Consider the following 18,080-nt stretch of genomic DNA (forward strand, 5'->3'; position numbering starts at 1 on the left):
GGATGATGACGAAACGGCATTCTGGATTTGGCTACGCCCTGTTGGGCGCCATCGCGTTTAGCGGCACCGCGGCGAGCGCCGCCGAGCAGATCACCTTCGTCTCGCAGGGCGGCGCCTATCAGGCGGCGCAGACGGTGGCGATCCTCGATCCCTCCGCCAAGAAGCTTGGCATCACCATCAACCAGGACTCCATTCCCGACGCCTGGCCCGCGATCAAGACGCAGGTCGGCAGCGGCAAGCCGATCTGGGACGTCGTCGATACCCCCACCGGAAACTGCCTGCGCGGCGGCGAGCAGGGGCTGATCGAGAAGCTCGACTTCTCGAAGATTCCAAACGGCGCGGCGATGCCGGAGGCCTATCGCAGTCCCTATTCGGTGTCATACGAGTTCTATTCCAGCGTGCTGTCCTACAGCCAGAAGACGTTTCCGAAGGACGCGCCGAACAGCTGGGTGGATTTCTGGGACGTCAAGAAATTCCCCGGCCGCCGCGCGCTACGCAATCACCCGATCGCCACGCTCGAGGCCGCGCTGATGGCCGACGGCGTCGCGCCCGACAAGCTCTACCCGCTCGACGTCGACCGCGCCTTCAAGAAGCTGGAGGAGATCAAGCCGCACATCACGGTGTGGTGGACCTCAGGCGCGCAATCGGCGCAGCTGCTCAACGACGGCGAGGTCGACATGGAGATGGCGTGGAACGGCCGCGTCAGCGCCGTGGCCAAGGAGGGTGCAAAGGTCTCCTTCACCTACAACCAGGGCGTCCTTCAGAGCACCTCGCTCTGCATCCTCAAGGGCGCGCCGAATCTGGAGACGGCAGTCAAATTCGTCAACGAGGCCGTCGATCCCGTGCACCAGGCCAATCTGCCGCTCAACATCGACTACGGCCCGGGCAATCCGAAGGCGTTCGAGACCGGCGTGATCAAGCCCGAGCGTGCCGCGCAGCTGCCGAGCGAGCCGGCGAACGCGGCTAAGCAGGCGCTGATGTCCTACGCCTGGTGGTCCTCGCCCGCGGGCGAGGCCGCCGAGAAGCGCTGGGCGTCGTTCATGCAGAAGTAAGCGAGGTCAGCCTTGGCGACATCCATGCCAGATTCCTCCCAAAAGCATCAGCGCCGCGAGCATGCGCTGATGCTGGCATTGGTGTCGCCGGCGCTGCTCGTGATTCTTCTCCTGATCGTGCTGCCGGTCGGGTGGCTCGCCTGGCAGTCGATCTACCATGACGGTTTCACGCTGGAGAACTATCGCCGGGTCTTCACGGAAGACATCTACTGGCGCAGCTTTGCGCTGACCTTCGAGATCAGCCTCGCGGTGACAGTCATCGCGCTGCTGCTCGGCTATCCCGTCGCCTATCTCGCCAACGCCGTGCCGAAGGGCTGGAGCATCCTCATCCTGTCGCTGGTGGTGCTGCCGTTCTGGACGTCCGTGCTGGTCCGCGCCTATGCTTGGCTGGCGCTGCTCCAGCGCACCGGCGTGATCAACCAGTTCCTGCGCTATCTCGATGTCATCTCCGAGCCGCTCGCGCTCGTGCACAACACGTTCGGCACGGTGGTTGCGACCGTGCACATCCTGCTGCCGTTCATGGTGCTGCCGCTCTATGCCACCATGCAGAAGATCCCCGGTGATTTGATGCAGGCCGGCGCGAGCCTGGGGGCGAGCCCGTCGCTTACCTTCTTCCGCGTGTTCCTGCCGCTGTCGTTGCCGGGCGTGCTCGCCGGCTGCACCATGGTGTTCGTGCTCTGCCTCGGCTTCTACATCACGCCGGAATTGCTCGGCGGCGGCCGCACCGTGATGGTGTCGATGCTGGTGAGCCGCAATGTCGAACTCTACAACCAGTTCGGCGCCGCGAGCGCGGTCGCCGTGGTGCTGCTCCTGAGCGTGCTCCTGATCTTCTTCGCCGTCAGCCGCTTCATCTCGCTCGATCGCGTGTTGGGGCAAAAATGACGCGCACTTCGCCCGCACGGATTGTCCTCTACGTGATCAGCGCGCTGGTGCTGGTCTATCTGATCCTGCCCGTCCTGATCATCGCGCCGATCTCGTTTTCCAGTGCGCGCTTCCTGACGTTCCCGCCGCCGTCGTTCTCGCTGCGCTGGTACCAGCAATATTTCGCCAATCCCGCCTGGATGCAGGCGACGCGGGTAACGCTGACGGTCGCCTTCTTCACGGTCCTGATCGCAACGCCGTGCGGGGTTGCTGCGGCCTACGCGATCAGCCAGTCGAAGCTGCGCATCATGCGCATCATCCACATGGCACTGCTGCTGCCGCTGGTGGTGCCGATCATCATCACGGCGGTCGGCATTTTCTTCGTCTATGCAAAGGTCGGCCTGGTCGCGACCATGCCCGGCCTCGTGCTGGCGAATGTGATGCTGGGCCTGCCCTACGTCGTCATCTCGGTGCTCGCGGGCTTGCAGAGCTTCGATCCGGCGCAGGAGATGGTGGCGCGCAGCCTCGGCATGAACCGCCTGCGCAGCTTCTTCGCGGTGACGCTGCCGCAGATCAAGTCCAGCGTGGTCGCGGGCGGCATCTTCGCCTTCATCTCGGCGATGGACGAGACCATCGTCGCGCTGTTCATCTCCGGCGGCCAGTATCAGCCTCTGACCAAGCGCATGTTCACCGCGCTGCGTGACGAGATCGACCCGACCATCGCCGCGATCTCGACGCTGATGACGGTGGCGTCGTTCATGCTGGTGCTGCTGGCGAGCACGCGGGGGAAGAGGGGCGGGTGAGGGGGGCTCCGGTCTCCGCCGTCATCACCCGCGAAAGCGGGTGATCCAGTATTCCAGAGCCGGTAGTGGTTCCTCGATAGGCCGCGGCGTACTGGATTCCCCGCCTGCCGCCTACGCTAAAGCTTCGGCGCCCCTGGACCGCAGCCCCGGCGAAGCCTTGGCGTAGCCGGGTCGCGGGGAATGACAGCGAGTGTGCTGTTAAGCCTTCGCCCCAAGCCACGCCAGGATCATCTCCACGATCTGCGTCCGGCTCGTCGCCAGCACCCTGGGCTCGCTGAGGTCGCGGTCGAACAGGGCGCCGAAGGTGTGGCGGTTGGCGACGCGAAAGAAGCAGTAGGAAGAGATGGCGAGGTGCAGGTCGATGGCGTCGACGTCGTCGCGGAAGACGCCTTCGCCGCGGCCGCGCTCGAGGATGCCGTCGAGTGTCGCGATCACGCTGGCGTTGAGCTGGCGCAGTTGCAGATTCTGCTTCAGGTGCTTGCCGTGGTGGATGTTCTCGATGCTGACGAGGCGGATGAAGTTCGGATTGCGCTCGTCATGGTCGAAGGTGGCCTCGATCAGCCGGCGCAATCCCTCGCGGGCGTCGCAGCTTTCGATGTCGAGCTGGTCCTCCAGCGCGCGGATGCTGCGATAGGCCTCCTCCAACACCGCGAGATAGAGCTGCTCCTTGCCGCCGAAGTAGTAATAGATCATCCGCTTGGATGTGCGCGTGCGCGCCGCGATCGCATCGACGCGGGCGCCGGAATAGCCCTCCGAGGCGAATTCGGCCATCGCCACTTCGAGGATGTCGCGCTTGGTGCGCTCGGGGTCGTTGGTGCGCTTCGATGGGGGCGGCATACGCTCGAGCATCACTGTTTCTCCCGCCAGTTTCCACGGATCACCTTGAAGGTGAAGGCAAATTTCACCCGTCGGGGCACTGATCCAATGCGTATTGCATAAACGTACTAGTTCGTACATTATCGCTCCAAACCAAAGTTGCGGCAACCAGAACCAGAAAACGCGCGCGAGGCGATCTGCCTGACGCGAACCGCACCGGCCACATGGGGAGGAGCTTTCAATGACGTTGACGTCAACCGCACCGCTGCGCGCATCATCCAGCGCGGAAGCCACGCCGAACAGGCTGCCGAAGCGCGCCGCGCTGGTCAGCTTCGTCGGCAGCATGCTCGAATACTACGACTTCTTCATCTACGGCACCGCGGCGGCGCTGATCTTTCCAAAAGTGTTCTTCGCCAATGTCGATCCCTCGACCGCGTCGCTGCTCGCGTTGCTCTCCTTCGGCATCGGCTATATCGCCCGGCCCGTGGGCGCCGTCATCCTCGGCCATTTCGGCGACCGTATCGGCCGCAAGACGGTGCTCTTGTTCACGCTGGTGCTGATGGGCGGCTCGACGCTGGCGATCGGCCTGCTGCCGGATGCCAAGACGATCGGCAACGCCGCGCCTGTCATCCTGACGCTGCTCCGCCTGTTGCAGGGCCTGTCGGCCGCCGGCGAGCAGAGCGGAGCCAACTCCCTGACGCTGGAGCATTCCGCCAATTCCAACCGCGCCTTCTTCACGAGCTGGACCCTGAGCGGCACCCAGGCTGGCGCCATCCTTGCAACACTGGTGTTCATCCCGGTGTCGAGCCTGCCGGAAGACCAGCTGTTGAGCTGGGGCTGGCGCATTCCGTTCCTGCTCTCCGCGCTCGTGCTGCTGGTCGCCTATCTGGTGCGGAGGACCATGCCGGAAACGCCCGTCTTCGAAGACATCAAGGACAAGGCGCAGGTGGCGCGCTTTCCCGTCGTTAGGCTCTTGCGCGACTACTGGCCGGACGTGCTGCGCGTGATCGTCTGTGCGCTGATCGCCACCGTGAGCACGATGACCGCGGTGTTCGCGCTCGGCTATGCCACCAGCAAGTTCGGCGTCGCGCGCCCGACCATGCTGTGGGCCGGCGTGCTCGGCAATGTCACCGCGCTGATCACCCAGCCGCTGTGGGCGCTGCTGGCCGACAGGATCGGCCGCAAGCCGGTGTTCATCGGTGGCGTGCTCGGCTGTGCGGTGCTGGTGTTCCCGTACTTCATGCTGGTGACATCAGGGAATACGCTGGCGATCTTCGCCGCGGCGATGATCCTCTCGGGTGTCATCTACGCCGCGCCGAACGCGATCTGGCCGTCGTTCTATGCGGAGATGTTCGACGCGCGCGTGCGTTACTCCGGCACGGCGATCGGCACGCAGCTCGGCTTCCTCGCCGCCGGCTTCACGCCGCTGGTGAGTGCGAGCCTGGTCGGCGAAGGGCCGAACGGCTGGATTCCCGTGGCAATCTTCGTTGCCTGCTGCTGCGTGATCTCGGCGGCATCAGCGGCCACCGCGCGCGAAACCCACAATGTCGACATCGCCGATCTCGGCAAGCAGCGCGCTTGAGTCGGGATGAGTGAAAGTCGCATGTTGACCAACGCAGTTTCGACCGCCAGCGGGCCGATCATCGGCGCCGAGCAGAACGGCATACGCGCCTTCAAGGGCGTGCCGTTCGCGACCGCGCGGCGCTTTGCCAGGGCGACACCGCCGCTCGCGTGGACGGAGCCGCGCCAATGCACGGACTACGGCGCTTACGCGCCGCAGCCCGGCCATCTCGATCATGCTGACGAGGAATCCTGTCTCAGCCTGAACATCTGGGCGCCGGCGGCGGATCACCCGCTGCCGGTCAAGTTCTTCATCCATGGCGGCGCCTTCGTCACCGGCGGCGGCGCCGACTATCACGGCTCCTTCCTCGCCGCCCACGGCCCGGCCGTCATCGTCACCATCAACTACCGGCTCGGGCCGCTCGGCTTCCTGCAACTGCATCGTCACGGCCTCACCGAAGCCAACAACCTCGCGCTCCAGGATACGCTCGCAGCGCTCGATTGGGTCCGGGCCAACATTGCGAATTTCGGCGGCGATCCGGATGCGATTACGCTGTCGGGACAATCCGCCGGCGCCTCCATGGTGATCGCGCTCGCAACCCTGCCGCAGACAAGAGGCAAGTTTATCCGTGCGCTCGCGCTGAGCGCGCCCGGCCGAAACATCGTGAGCGCCGATCATGCCGACGATGTCGCGCGCCACGTGCTCGAGGAGCTCGAGCTTGCGCGCGATCCCAGCGCGATTGCGTCCGTGCCGCTGCCAAAGCTGTTTGCGGCGGTAAAGCGCGTCGGACGCAGGCTCGCGGACGAGACCGACGCAGGCACCGTGTTCGGTCCGGTGCTCGACGGCACCGTCATCGCGCGCGAGCCGCGCGACGTCTTCGCCGACGGAACTTTGCGTGACATTCCGCTCTGGCTCGGCTCCTGCCGCGACGAGATGGTGATGTTCCTGAAGAGCGTGCCGCCGGCCGCGATGATCCGCACCACCGAGCGACAAGTGCGCGCGGCGTTCGGCGATGCCGGCTGGTGCCGGCTGCTATCCTATTATCGCGCCAACGCGCGCCTCGACGAGGATCCGTACGAGGCGCTGTTGTCGGATGCGTTCTGGCATCGCCCCATGGCCGATCTCGCGCGGCGTCATGCTGCGGCAGGCGGCGCGGTGTGGTTGAGCCGGTTCGATCATCGCCCAGCGCTGGAGCCGTTCCTGTCGCAGGGGCCGACACACGGTGCGGACAACGCCTGCCTGTGGGCGCATCTGCCTGATTTCATCGATCGGCCGATCCTCAAGCGCAAGGGCGGGCCGATGACGCCGGCCGACATTGATGTCGCCGCGCGGTTTCAGGTGAGCGTCTTGCGCTTCGTCACGACCGGCAGGCCGGATATCGCTCAAGCCTGGCCGCGGTTCGAGCCGGGCCATGAGCCGCTCGCGATCTTCGGCCAGCCGTTTCACATCGTGCCGCTCAACGACGGCGCACGCTTCCGCGTGTGGGCGGAGCTATTGGCGCAATCCGGAGCAGCGCAAGCTGTGACTGCGATGTAGCAAGGCAGCACCATGAGATTAGACTCCATGATGCGTCGCCTGAAACACCGAGATGTTGTCGCTTAGCCAATCGGTTACCGGGCGCGGAGCGTGGCCAGTCAACTCGCGAACAGTTGACGTGGTTTCTGCGAGGACCGATTCGTAGAAAAGGCGATCCAGACCGAGCAGCAGGTCGGCGACAAATTCGTTGAGTCCAGACGCCATCAGCTTCTCACGCTGCTCCGCAGGGCTTCGGTGCTGATATGTGACGACACGTCCAAGCAGTCTGGACATTTCATTTGCTATCTCAGGCATGCTGACCGCGGTTGGCCCGGTCAGATGATAGGCGCGCTGGGACGTTAAGTGCGCGTCGTCGAGAAGCACAGCGAAAGCCGAGTCCGCCACATCGCGCGTGTCGATCAAGTTGACCAATCCATCGCCGGCTGCCCCGCCCCATGCGTCATTGGCGACTGGAGCGCCAGCCCGTGCCAGGATATCGACGAAACTCGATGGCCGCAAAACCGTGAAGCCTACGTCGCAGGCCGCAAGATGCGCCTCAATTTGCGCATGCCAGTCGAACGGATGTAGCCGAGACGGTGGTCCCAACACGGACAATTTGACGATGTGGCCTACGCCGGCGGCCACGGCTGCGTCGATCAGCGCAATTTCATTGGCGACTTGCCGGGGGGACGTGCCGTGGGCGAGGAACAGACGGTCAACTCCGCGCAGCGCGTTGTCCAAAGTCGATCGCGCATCGAAGTCCACGGTCGCAAGCGAAACTCCGGACGGCAGACGTCCAGCATCCGACGTGCGGGTCAATGCCACAATCTCAACCGGTTCCGTGAACAGTTTCGAAATCAAGGCGGAGCCCACGCGACCTGTGGCTCCAGCAACGGCAATGCGCGTGCGGCCGGCGCCACGCTGGGAGGGGTTGAACATCCGGATAACCTTCCGTATCTTGGAACGATCAGTTCAAGATACGTGGAACGATCGTTCCATGATGTCAAGTGGGAATGGCATGAGTGGAAAACCCCAATTCGATGACGATGCCGTGATCAATTCCGCGATGGATGTGTTCTGGCGTCACGGCTATTCGGCTTCGTCGATCGATCAACTGACGACAGCGATGGGCTTGTCGCGGTCGAGTATGTACAAGCGATTTCAAGACAAGGACGGGCTATTCGAAGAGGTCCTTTCGGCTTACATCGAGCGCGTCGAGCGGCGCATGAGCGCCGTTCGAGGCGAGACGAAGCGCCAACAGCTTGAAGCGCTGTTGCACGAATTCTTGCCCAGAGCGGGCAAGACGGCGCGGCCCGCTGGATGCATGCTGGCCCGATCGTGCGCTGAGATGGTGGACCTGCCTCCGGCAGGCCAGTCGGTCGCGCGGCAGGGACTTACGCGGCAGCGCGCGATCCTCGGCGGCATTTTACGCGAGGCGGTCGCAAGTGGAGAATTGGCGGTGACAGCTGACATCGACGGATTGGCGTGGCACTACCTCGGTGTGTTGCAGGCGATAATGAATTTGCCGCAAGCCGGCGCGACTGTTGGCGAGCTTCGCCGTGTCGTAGAACTTGCAATGTTGGCATGGCCGTTCCTCCCGCCTGCGAGCCAATCCAGGCCTACATAGGGGCATCGAGCGATCGCTCCATGATGATCGTGCGCTCATCGCCAAAGTAGCTGTCGCGCACGGCCTTGAACCCGAGCCGCGCGTAGAACGATTCCGCGGTGACCGAAGACGGGACGGTCAACAAAGCGATCTCTCGCTCGCGCGCGATGCGCTCGATCTCGGCCATCAGGAACTTGCCGATCCCCTGCGCCTGAACGTCGGGAGCCACGAAGACCGTGCGGACGACGCTTCCGTCAAGGCTCGCCGTTCCAACGACGCGGCCGCCAAGGGCGGCAACAAGGACCGTGCGTTTGCGGATCAGCTCCAGAACGGCGGTCGGGCTGAAGCTATGCTCGACCCGTTCGATGATCTCGTCTGTGTAATCCCTCGCATTTGTCTCGCGCAGTGCGCGCAGAATGACGGCGCTGATTTCGCCGCTATCCTCTTCGCGCGCCGGGCGGATGCTGCAATCCATGAATCCCTCCACCTGCCCGGCAGTCGCTAGCGTTCACTGCACCATCGCCGCAGCGATCTTCTCCGCCGACATCAGCACCGGGAAATTGGTATTGGCGCATGGCACCACGGGGAAGATCGAGGCGTCGACGACGCGCAGGCCCTGAACGCCTTTGACGCGGCCTTGATTATCGACCACCGCCATCGGATCGTCGGCCCGGCCCATGCGGCATGAGCACGAGGCGTGCCACACCCCGATGGTCGCCTTGCGGACGAAGGCTTCCAGCGCATCGTCGTCGTTCATCACCTGGTCGAAGGTGAAACCTTCGACGACGAAATTGTCGATCAGGTAGTGGCGCAGCGCCGCCGGCCCGTCCATCAAGGTCGCGGCGATCTTGGTCAGGATCCTGTTCTTGGTATTGACCACGCCGATCTTGCGCACCTTGTCCGTATAGGCGGCCGGAAACGGCTTGTCCGTCACCGCTTTCACCACGTCGCTCATCTGCACGGCCGCCATCTTGCGGAAGCCGCTCATCAGGCGATCGAGGTCGCGGCGGTCGGACAGCAGATTGAACTCGACGATCGGCTCGGCGGCGGGATCGCGCGAGGCGAGCTTGACCTGTCCGGTCTCGGAATAGGTCTTGTTGACGAAGGTCAGCAGCGAGCCGATCTGCTCGCCGACCGCGTGCCAGGCCGATTTGCTGAGCAGGACGACGAACATGTCGCCCTTCGGTACGCCCGACAGCCCGGATGAATAACGCAGGCCAAGCTGCATGTGGCGCCTGGTGTGCTCGTTCATGCGCGCGCCGCGGCGGACAAAGGACGACAGCGAAATCGAGGGATGATCCATCAGGCGCTGACCGACGCCTGTCAGCCCCATCAGGACCGGAATGCCCATATCCTTGAGGTGACCGACCGGGCCGATGCCGGCGCGCAGGAGATGCGCCGGCGAATGGATGGCGCCGCTGGACAGGATGATCTCGCGGCCTCGGAATTCCTGTTCCCGTCCGTCGACCATCGCCTTCACGCCGACGCATTGCGTGCCTTCGAACAGCAGCTCCCTGACCTGCGTGTTGGTGGAGATGGTGAGATTGGCGCGCTTGCGCGTGTCACGATCGAGATAACCCATCGCGGCCGAGACGCGTTGCTCGGCCTGATTGGAATGCGTCACCGGAAAATAGCCGTCGACGAACTCGCCGTTCTGGTCCGGCACGAACTGATGGCCGGCCTGCTGGAAGGCGTCGGCGAACGCCTGCGAATGCCGCGTCCAGTGCTCACGCGGAATTCTGCGTACCGGAATTCGGCCGTTCTTGCCGTGGTACGGGCCGTCGAAATCGAGGTCGCGCTCGACCTTCTTGAAGAAGGGCAGCACGTCGTTCCAGCTCCAGCCGTCGGCGCCCCGCGCGTCCCATTCATCGTAGTCGGTCGGTGCGCCGCGGTTGGCCATCTGGCCGTTGATCGACGAGCCGCCGCCGAGCACGCGCGCCTGCTCGTATTTGCGTAAAGGAGGACGCGCTTCGTTCGGATTGTTGTGGCTGACGATCTGGGTCGTGACCTTGAGTTCGGTCCAGTGGAAGCGGGGATCGAAATAGGCCGTGCCCGGATAGCTGTCCCTGATCTCGGCGGGCTCGTTGCCGGGCGGTGTGTCCTGTCCGGCCTCGCACAGCAGGACCTTGTTCGCGCTCTTTGCGGAGAGCCGGTGGGCCAGCACGGACCCCGCCGAGCCGCCGCCGACGATAATGAAGTCGTACACGATTGGCGTTTCCTCTTGGTCTTGTCCGGGAAACGTAGCGTGTTATTTTCCCGAGGTCACGTCGGCATTGCCGCGACAGTTCGTAACTCGCATTGCTTGCCTGGCAACCACGATCGTGTAATTCTTCTGGCAGCGCCGATTTGATCCTCAGCTTGCGGGCGCTTCTACAAATGCAGCTAAAGAGACGTAGCTAAATTGACTAGCCAGTCCTGCATCCCCCGCATAGCGAGAACGATCGGCCATTCCGAATGGGAGGGGCCAAATGAGATTTGCTGCCATCGCGGATGTGCATGGGAATCGTCCGGCACTTGAAGCCGTCCTTGCGGACATTGCCATGCTCGGCATCGCTGAGGTCGTGAACCTCGGCGACCACGTCAGTGGCCCGCTCGAGGCAGCCAGGACCGCGGACCTGTTGATGGCGAGGGGCTTTCCGTCGATACGGGGCGACCAAGATCGAATCCTCGTCGAGCTCTGGCAGGCCGGCGGCTCCGCTCGCAGCGATTTCCGTCAGCTCGCGCGCAAGCACTTCGACTGGATGGCAAGCATGCCGTCCACGCTCATGTACAAGGGACGGGTGTTCCTGTGCCATGGATCGCCAAGGGATGACGCAGCTTTCTGGCTCGACCACATCGCCGACGACGGCTGCCCGCGTCCGAGCGGCATCGACGCGATCGAGGCTGAAGCTGAGGGGATCGACGCCGAGATCATCCTGTGCGCCCACACCCACATTCCGCGCGTGGTGCGTTTGAGGGATGGACGTCTGGTCGTGAATCCCGGCAGCGTCGGCTTGCCCGGTTATGACGGGAAGGCGCCCGTTCCTTACGTGGTCGAGGTCGGTACGCCGCATGCGTGCTACGCGATTCTGGAGCATGCCGGCGCAGACTGGTCCGCGACGATCCGCTACGTGCCCTACGACACCTCGGCTATGGCCGCACTGGCGCGCAGCAAAGGCATGCTCAGCTGGGCAAGCGCGATTGCGACGGGTTGGGTTCAGCGCGAGCAGGCCTGCCGCTAGGCAACAGCAAGACCGTCAGTTCGGACACGGTTGTCCCGCAGCGCCCCACAGGGCCATGTCCTTGACGTGGTCCTCGAAGGTGCCCGGTGGGGTCGTGCGGCCAGCTCCGGGCGCCCATCCGCGCGGGATGAAGCCGTTCAGCGATGCGTCGTGCCGTAGATGCGCCAGCAGGCCCACAGCGTCGCGGCCGCCATTGCGCTTGGGGTCCTTCAGCTGCGTACAGATCTCGGCGCCGCTCTTGCCGAACCAGATGAACTCGACTGGCGCCAGCTGCCAGTCGATACCGGCACGCGGCGGTGACGGCGCCGGGTCGTTCGCCTGGGTAGAGGTCATGTGACAGGTCGAGCAGGCAACCTTCTCGGCCCCGATGCGGCTGTCGCCGCCGTGGATGTTCATGCCGTGGACGCGCGGCCTGGTTTCGCCTGCCGGCGTCCAGATCGGTATGGCCTTGGCGTCGACGTGGCAGTTGGCACAGCGCGGATGGGTCACCACGGCTTCAATCCGCTTCCAGGCCTCCAGACCTTCGGCGCGGCTGACGCTGCCCGGCGGCAAAGCGTCCTTGTTCGCTTCGTCCTTGGCCGCGACAATCCCGGTGAGAGCCGCAATTGTCGAAGCGGCGAAAGCGAGCACAATGAGAGAACTCTTCATGGCTCGCCTCACACGAAATCGATGAACTTGTTGAAAGGCATTTCGCGGATGCGCTGCCCGGTCGCGGCGAAGATCGCGTTGGCGAGTGCGGGGGCGGCTGGCGGAACAGGCGGCTCTCCGACGCCTCTCACCTTGGGATCGTTCTCGAGCCCGCGAACTTCGATGACGGGGCATTGGTAGATCCGCATCGCTTCGTGGTGATTGTAGTTGGTCTGCTGCACCGCGCCCTTGGCGTAGGTGAGCTCGCAATTGATGGCGTGGCCGAGGCCCCAAATGACGCCGCCCTGCACCTGGTTCTCGAAGTTGACGGGATCGACCACCTTGCCGACGTCGACAGCGACCCAGACCTTGTCGATCCTTATGCCTCGCTCCGTCTTCGTGACTTCGACGACTTCGGCTGTCGGCGTGCCGAAGGATTCAACGAACGCGACGCCGCGGCCCCTACCGTTTCCGAGTGGTCCCTTCCAGTCCGACATTTCCGCGACCGTTTCCAGCACCTTGCGATAATGCGGCACGGTGCACATCGCGATGCGCGCCTTCATGGGATCGAGACCCGCCGCGTGGATCAGCTCGTCGATGAAGCTCTCGGTAAAGAAGCCCGATGTCGAGGCGCCGACCGACCGCCACGTGGTGCTCGGCGAAAGCCCCTGCGCCTCGTAGCTTGTGGCCCGGAAATTGGGGATGTCGTAATAGACATTCCACAGGCCGGCAGCCAATTGCCCGTCGGGATCCTTCGAGGGTGTGCCCGAACGCTCGAGCAGCCCCTTGAGCGGAGCAGTCGAGGCCAGTTGCAGATCGGCTGCGACGATCTTGCTCTTGTCGATGCTGCCTCGGTGCCGGGCGATCGCGATCTGCCGCGGAATGTCCTGGAGGAAATCCTCCTCGCGCGAGAACACCAGCTTGATCGGCGTTCCCTTCATCTGATTGGCGATCTCGGCGACAACGCGGACGTTCTCGTATTCGAGACGGTGGCCGAAGCTTCCACCCGTCCACTGATTGTGGAAGGTGACCTGTTCCGGCTTGAGGCCGATCGCCGTCGCCGCGACATATTGCACGAAACGGGGGCTCTGATGGCCGACCCAGATCTCCATCCCCTTGTCGGTGACGAGGCCGATCCCGTTCAACGGCTCGAGCGGCTGATGCCCCACATAGGGCGCGCGATATTCGGCCTCGACAAGCTTGCCCGTCTTCAGCCCGGCTTCGATATCGCCGGTCTTCCGCCACTCCTTGCCCAGGAATTCAGGCTTGAACGAGGATTCAAGAACCTTCCAATGATCCGCCTGCTCGGCGGGATAGGCCGAGGGCGCCCACTCGCAAGTGACGGCGTCAACCGCCTTCATCGCGTACCAGCTGTTCGTGGCGATCACCGCGACGCCATTCTTGATTTCCAGGATCTTCTTGACCCCCGGCATCGATCGCGCCTTGCTGGCGTCGTATGACTTCAGGGGTTGGCCCTTGCCAGGGTTCAGCTTGACGGCGGCATAGAGCATGCCGTCCATCTTCTGGTCGATGCCGAACTTCAGCTCGCCCATGACCTTCGCGCGAACGTCGAGGCGCATCATCGGCTTGCCCAGCATGCGCCATTTCGACGGATCGCGCGGCTTGGCATCGAGCACCGGCGGAATCTTTGCGGCGTCCACGGAGAGACCGACGTAGGCGATCTTGGTGCCGTTGGGCAGGATCACATGGCCTGATTGGGTGCGCAGGTCGGCCACGGCGACACCCGAACGCTTGGCAGCGGCGGCCTTCAGCGTCTCGCGCGCGACCGCGCCGGCAACGCGCAGCTTTTCATAGGTGTCCGGCAGCGTGCTCGACCCGCCGGTCATCTGCAGGCCGGACTCTCTCAGCCATTCGAGCGTCTTGGCGCGCGCTTCCTCGGCGGCGGGACTTTGGTCCGCAGCCACGAACGGTGCGAACTCGTCGGCAAAACCGGTGTTGAAATAGGCGGGGCTGGGGCCGGCGAAGCGAACTTCGAACTGGCCGGGATCGAGGTCCATCTCTTCGGCGATCATGATCGGCTGCACCGAGCCGACGCCCTGGCCGATATCGGCGTGCTGGGCGATCAGCGTGATTTTTTCGGGGCTGATCTCGACCCAGGGATTGAAGGTCACGGAGTTCGGCCCGAGACTGGTGCTCAGGGGATTGTCACTGGCAGTCGCGGCTTGTGCTGCGTCGCTATAGGAACCGAACGCGATGCCGCCAGCCACGGCGGCGGAACCGAAAACGAAAGTGCGGCGGGAAAGCGTCTGAAGTCCCATTTCACTTCCCCACCATCTTTGCGGCAGCCGCGTGGATCGCGGTGCGAATGCGCGGGTAGGTGCCGCAACGGCAGAGGTTGCCGGACATCACTTCGTTGATGTCCTCGTCCGTCGGCTTGTCGATCAATCCAAGCAGCGAGATGGCCTGCATGATCTGGCCGGTCTGGCAGTAGCTACACTGCGGAACCTGATGTTCGATCCAGGCCTGCAGAACGGGATGCTGCTCCCTGTTGTCCAATCCTTCGAGCGTGACGACCGACTTGCCGGCGAGATCGCCAATGCGGGCCTGGCAGGATCGCACGGCGGCTCCGTCGATCTGGACGGTGCAGGCACCGCATTGCGCGACGCCGCAGCCATATTTCGGACTGGTGATGCCGAGCTCGTCGCGGAGCACCCAGAGCAGGGGCATCTCGGGAACGACGTCGACCTGGCGCTTGGTCCCGTTGACCGTGAGCTCGATCATGTCGATGTTCCTTTCGCGCGTCCTCGCGGGACGTGAGGTCGAACAGGCACGCTCCAGCGAGCGTCGTCGAAGGTTGGACCGGCGTGGTCAGCGTGCCGCGCAAGCGCCGATGCTGTCAAACGACGACCCCGCAGCATTTGCGAATTCGCACGAAGAGTATGGTGTGAATTTTTGCCGCGCCTTTGGCGCGATTGACAATCGATTCAATTGCCGCTGATCGTCTGGAAGGGCGATCAGGGCAGGAACGGCACCGGATTGGCCGCGCGGTAGACCAGATTGATCAACGTGTTGATGTCGAACACCGGAAGGCCCGAGACTTCGGCAACGTCCTTCGAGAACGGGCACATGTTGGTGCATTCGAACAGGATCGCACCCGGGTTTTTGCAGGACGCCATGAAGGCTTCCGTCATCTCGATCATCTCGGCACGGAGCACGTCGGTGTCCAGCTCCTCGCGGCCGAGAATGTAAGTCGCGGGGAATTGCGCATCGGGCTTCATGCCCTGGATCTGGACGGCGATCTCGTCCGGCGACCAGCCAACGCCGCGGAAATGCGCCTCGTTCATGTGGTGGCCGCGTTCGGTGAAGATGCCGATGACCTTGCCCGGCGGCAGCATGGCATGAATCAACGGCGCCTGGATCAGGCTCGAGGTGAAGACCGGGATGTTCACGGCGGCCGCGAGCTGCTTCTGGAATGGCGCGAGGAAGCCGCAGCTCGTCGTGATCGCCTTGACGCCGTCGGCTTCCAGCTCTCGGGCGGCCGTGATGAACGGCTCAAGCAGGGCGGGATCGGGATGGTCGCCCATGATCCTGGTGGCGTGAGCGCCGCGCACGATCTTGTAGCGCACCGGGAAGTCATAGGAGAGCGCATTGCCGATGTCACCGCGCGGGCGCGGGAAGCGGGTGTCGAGCATCAGGATGCCGATCGTCTCGCCGTAATTCGTGAAGCCGCCGCGGAGTTTCATAGGTTTCCCCACCGATTCGGGATGGTTGCGACCGCAGTCTAGTGCGTCTCGTGAAACCGGCTCAAGAACGCCTTCAGCCGTTCGCTGCGGGGCTGGCGGATGGTCTCTTCGGGCGTGCCGATCTCGGCCATGATGCCGTCGTTCATGAAGCCGACGCGGGTGGAGACGTCGGCGGCGAAGGCCATCTCATGCGTCACCAGCACCATGGTCATGCCTTCGCTCGCGAGGCTGCGGATGACGGAGAGGACTTCGCCGACAAGCTCGGGATCGAGCGCCGAGGTCGGCTCGTCGAACAGCATCACGTCTGGCTTCATCGCGAGCGCACGCGCGATCGCGACGCGCTGCTTCTGGCCGCCGGAGAGGCGGCTCGGAAAGGCGTCGGCCTTGTCGGCGAGGCCGACCTTGGCGAGCAAATCGCGGCCAAGCGCATCGGCTTCGTTTCGCGCCATGCCCTTCACCTGCACCGGCCCTTCGGTGACATTGGCGAGCACCGACATGTGCGGGAACAGGTTGAAATGCTGGAACACCATGCCGACGCTGCGGCGAAGCAGCGCAAGCTGCGCATCGCCGGCGGCGCGCATGCCCTTGCCGAAGGCGAATTTGTGCGTGCCGATGGCAAGCTCGCCCTGCTGCGGCATTTCCAGGAGATTCAGGCAGCGCAGGAAGGTGGATTTGCCGGAGCCGGAGGCGCCGATCAAGGTGACGACCTCGCCGCGTGCGACCGAAAGCGAGACGCCCTTGAGCACCTCATGGTCGCCGAACGCCTTGTGGATGTTGTCAGCGATCAGAGCACTCATCGATGCGCTCCCATTTTCAGCTCGACCCGGTCGGCGACCAGCGTCAGCGGGAATAGCACGACGAAATAGAGCACGGCGATCGTGGTGTAGACCTCGAGCGGCTTGTAGCTCGACGCCGTGATGACAGTGCCCTGGTAAAGCAGGTCGCCGACCGCGACCACCGACACCAGCGAGGTGTTCTTGAGCTGCATGATGGTCTGGTTGATGAAGGAGGGGATCATCACCTGCGTCGCCTGCGGCAGCACGATGCGGCGAAAGATCTTGCCGCGGCGCATGCCGATCGCGCGGCCGGCCTCCCACTGGCCGGTGTCGACGGCCTCGATGCCGCCGCGGAAGATTTCCGCATAGAACGAGCCGGCATAGAGCGACAGCGCGATGAAGCAGGCCATCGCCGGCGACATGTCGACGCCGATCAGCACGGGCAGGGCGTAGTAGACCCAGATCAGCTGCACCAGCAGCGGCGTGCAGCGGAACACCTCGATATAGAGACGCAACGGCACCGTGACCCAGCGCGGTGCCGTCGTGCGCAGGATGCCGACGAACAGTCCGATGGCGAGACCCGCGACCACCGTGGTCACCGTGTAATACACGGTGACCAGGAGCCCTTGGCAGATCAGGCCCCAATACGGCTTGAGCGCCGCGAAGTCCCAGACATACATGGCCGATCAGAACTGCACTTCGGCCGGAAGATCGTCGGCGGTGAGGCCGACGGCCTCGAAGCCTTTCAGCATCCAGTCGCGGGTCTGGCCCATCGAACGGTTGTAGTCGGCCCAGGCGCTGAGGAAGTCCTTGTAGCGGCGGTCGCTCTCGGCGCGGATACCCATGTTGGTCGGCAGCGTCAGCAGCGGCCGCGGAATGGCGAGATCGCCGAGGTTCGGATTCTTCTTCAGGGTCGAGACCGAGAGCACGGCCAGCGAGACGTTGCAGTCGGCGCGGCCGGTCGCAACCGCCAGGATCGCCTCGTCGCGGTTCTTGAAGCCGAGGATGGTCGCCTTCGGACAGTAGCGGCGCGCGATCGTCTCATGGGTCGAGCCGATGTCGACGGCGATCTTGACCTCGGGCTTGTTGAGCTCGGCCCAGGTCTGCGGCTTGGCAAAGCCCTTCTTGGTGATGACGGTGAAGGAGTGCACCAGGATCGGCGTCGAGAAGTCGATGACGAGCGCGCGCTCCGGCGTCGGGTTCACGGCGAAGGCGAGGTCGACCTTGTCGGCCTGGAGATCGAGGATCTGGTTGCCCCAGGTCGATTCCAGCGTCTCGACCTTGGCGCCCAGCTTGCCGGCGATGTCCTTGGCCATGTCGATGCAGGCGCCCGACCATTCGTTGGTGGCGAGGTCCTTATGGAAATAGGGCTCCTGGCCGACGATGACAGCGACGCGCAGCACGCCATTCTTCTTGATGCGGTCGAGCGTGGAGGCCGGCGCATCGGCCTTGGCGGAGCCGCTCGCGGCGGCGATCGCCGCGCCTGCCAGCGCGACGGTGGTGAGAGCATCCCTGCGATTCATGGTCTCTGTCTCCCT

19 protein-coding genes are annotated in these 18,080 nt (G+C 64.0%); 8 read left to right on the forward strand and 11 right to left on the reverse strand.

Annotated elements, in window-relative coordinates; all coding sequences use genetic code 11:
* The first annotated feature begins 2 nt into the window (after positions 1-2).
* The 3 genes from ABIB99_RS14395 to ABIB99_RS14405 are packed head-to-tail and all read left to right on the forward strand — an operon-like array spanning position 3 to position 2,716.
* Positions 3-1,052: an ABC transporter substrate-binding protein gene (locus tag ABIB99_RS14395; RefSeq protein ID WP_063986119.1), complete on the forward strand. Its 1,050-nt coding sequence runs from the start codon at positions 3-5 to the stop codon at positions 1,050-1,052.
* 24 nt (positions 1,053-1,076) lie between these two features.
* Complete coding sequence (locus ABIB99_RS14400; RefSeq protein ID WP_245328551.1) at positions 1,077-1,934, forward strand: ABC transporter permease; 858 nt, start codon at positions 1,077-1,079, stop codon at positions 1,932-1,934.
* On the forward strand, positions 1,931-2,716 hold the full coding sequence (locus ABIB99_RS14405; protein ID WP_063981335.1) for an ABC transporter permease: 786 nt from the start codon (positions 1,931-1,933) through the stop codon (positions 2,714-2,716). The genes ABIB99_RS14400 and ABIB99_RS14405 overlap by 4 nt, the downstream gene beginning before the upstream one ends.
* Before the next feature lie 198 nt (positions 2,717-2,914).
* Here the strand turns inward: ABIB99_RS14405 and ABIB99_RS14410 are convergent, their stop codons facing one another.
* Entirely contained in the window at positions 2,915-3,565 is a 651-nt protein-coding gene (locus ABIB99_RS14410) for a TetR/AcrR family transcriptional regulator (RefSeq protein WP_063981336.1), read from the reverse strand.
* A gap of 208 nt (positions 3,566-3,773) precedes the next feature.
* Here ABIB99_RS14410 and ABIB99_RS14415 point away from each other — a divergent pair, with 208 nt between their 5' ends.
* Entirely contained in the window at positions 3,774-5,114 is a 1,341-nt protein-coding gene (locus tag ABIB99_RS14415) for an MFS transporter (RefSeq protein WP_084794985.1), read from the forward strand.
* Between the two features lie 21 nt (positions 5,115-5,135).
* Positions 5,136-6,629, forward strand: a complete 1,494-nt coding sequence (locus tag ABIB99_RS14420) for a carboxylesterase family protein (protein WP_354176270.1) — start codon at positions 5,136-5,138, stop codon at positions 6,627-6,629.
* A gap of 18 nt (positions 6,630-6,647) precedes the next feature.
* On the opposite strand, the gene ABIB99_RS14425 is transcribed toward ABIB99_RS14420, so the two are convergent.
* Complete coding sequence (locus tag ABIB99_RS14425) at positions 6,648-7,547, reverse strand: NmrA family NAD(P)-binding protein (protein WP_354176272.1); 900 nt, start codon at positions 7,545-7,547, stop codon at positions 6,648-6,650.
* Positions 7,548-7,626: 79 nt separating this feature from the next.
* Here ABIB99_RS14425 and ABIB99_RS14430 point away from each other — a divergent pair, with 79 nt between their 5' ends.
* Positions 7,627-8,235, forward strand: coding sequence for a TetR/AcrR family transcriptional regulator (locus tag ABIB99_RS14430; protein WP_063981338.1), 609 nt, complete (start codon positions 7,627-7,629; stop codon positions 8,233-8,235).
* Here the strand turns inward: ABIB99_RS14430 and ABIB99_RS14435 are convergent.
* Together ABIB99_RS14435 and ABIB99_RS14440 are read right to left on the reverse strand one after the other, a co-directional pair.
* Positions 8,228-8,689: a GNAT family N-acetyltransferase gene (locus ABIB99_RS14435; protein WP_354095459.1), complete on the reverse strand. Its 462-nt coding sequence runs from the start codon at positions 8,687-8,689 to the stop codon at positions 8,228-8,230. The genes ABIB99_RS14430 and ABIB99_RS14435 overlap by 8 nt on opposite strands.
* Before the next feature lie 33 nt (positions 8,690-8,722).
* The gene (locus ABIB99_RS14440; protein WP_063981339.1) at positions 8,723-10,420 is read right to left on the reverse strand and encodes a GMC family oxidoreductase; all 1,698 of its coding nucleotides are present in this window, start codon (positions 10,418-10,420) and stop codon (positions 8,723-8,725) included.
* Between the two features lie 262 nt (positions 10,421-10,682).
* Here ABIB99_RS14440 and ABIB99_RS14445 point away from each other — a divergent pair, with 262 nt between their 5' ends.
* Entirely contained in the window at positions 10,683-11,435 is a 753-nt protein-coding gene (locus ABIB99_RS14445; protein ID WP_063981340.1) for a metallophosphoesterase family protein, read from the forward strand.
* 15 nt (positions 11,436-11,450) lie between these two features.
* On the opposite strand, the gene ABIB99_RS14450 is transcribed toward ABIB99_RS14445, so the two are convergent.
* Genes ABIB99_RS14450 through ABIB99_RS14460 form a run of 3 tightly spaced genes read right to left on the reverse strand, consistent with a single transcriptional unit; the run spans position 11,451 to position 14,804 of the window.
* The gene (locus tag ABIB99_RS14450; protein WP_063981341.1) at positions 11,451-12,083 is read right to left on the reverse strand and encodes a hypothetical protein; all 633 of its coding nucleotides are present in this window, start codon (positions 12,081-12,083) and stop codon (positions 11,451-11,453) included.
* Between the two features lie 8 nt (positions 12,084-12,091).
* Positions 12,092-14,341: a xanthine dehydrogenase family protein molybdopterin-binding subunit gene (locus ABIB99_RS14455; protein WP_354176275.1), complete on the reverse strand. Its 2,250-nt coding sequence runs from the start codon at positions 14,339-14,341 to the stop codon at positions 12,092-12,094.
* 1 nt (position 14,342) lies between these two features.
* Positions 14,343-14,804 (reverse strand): (2Fe-2S)-binding protein, encoded by a 462-nt coding sequence (locus ABIB99_RS14460; RefSeq protein ID WP_354176276.1) that lies wholly within the window; start codon positions 14,802-14,804, stop codon positions 14,343-14,345.
* Between ABIB99_RS14460 and ABIB99_RS14465 the strand changes: the two genes are divergently transcribed.
* Positions 14,803-15,021: a hypothetical protein gene (locus tag ABIB99_RS14465; RefSeq protein ID WP_135216107.1), complete on the forward strand. Its 219-nt coding sequence runs from the start codon at positions 14,803-14,805 to the stop codon at positions 15,019-15,021. The two genes, ABIB99_RS14460 and ABIB99_RS14465, sit on opposite strands and share 2 nt — an antisense overlap.
* A 16-nt stretch (positions 15,022-15,037) precedes the next feature.
* Here ABIB99_RS14465 and ABIB99_RS14470 read toward each other — a convergent pair whose 3' ends face one another.
* The 4 genes from ABIB99_RS14470 to ABIB99_RS14485 are packed head-to-tail and all read right to left on the reverse strand — an operon-like array spanning position 15,038 to position 18,065.
* Positions 15,038-15,766 carry an aspartate/glutamate racemase family protein gene (locus ABIB99_RS14470; protein WP_354176278.1) on the reverse strand — a complete coding sequence of 243 codons (729 nt, stop codon included), beginning with the start codon at positions 15,764-15,766 and terminating at the stop codon, positions 15,038-15,040.
* A 38-nt stretch (positions 15,767-15,804) separates the two neighbouring features.
* Positions 15,805-16,563, reverse strand: a complete 759-nt coding sequence (locus ABIB99_RS14475; protein ID WP_028147118.1) for an amino acid ABC transporter ATP-binding protein — start codon at positions 16,561-16,563, stop codon at positions 15,805-15,807.
* Positions 16,560-17,222 carry an amino acid ABC transporter permease gene (locus ABIB99_RS14480; RefSeq protein ID WP_166102640.1) on the reverse strand — a complete coding sequence of 221 codons (663 nt, stop codon included), beginning with the start codon at positions 17,220-17,222 and terminating at the stop codon, positions 16,560-16,562. The genes ABIB99_RS14475 and ABIB99_RS14480 overlap by 4 nt, the downstream gene beginning before the upstream one ends.
* A gap of 6 nt (positions 17,223-17,228) precedes the next feature.
* Positions 17,229-18,065, reverse strand: coding sequence for a transporter substrate-binding domain-containing protein (locus tag ABIB99_RS14485; RefSeq protein ID WP_354176279.1), 837 nt, complete (start codon positions 18,063-18,065; stop codon positions 17,229-17,231).
* Between the last annotated feature and the right edge of the window lie 15 nt (positions 18,066-18,080).

The organism is Bradyrhizobium sp. LA6.1, assembly GCF_040547805.1.
GTDB lineage: Bacteria > Pseudomonadota > Alphaproteobacteria > Rhizobiales > Xanthobacteraceae > Bradyrhizobium > Bradyrhizobium barranii.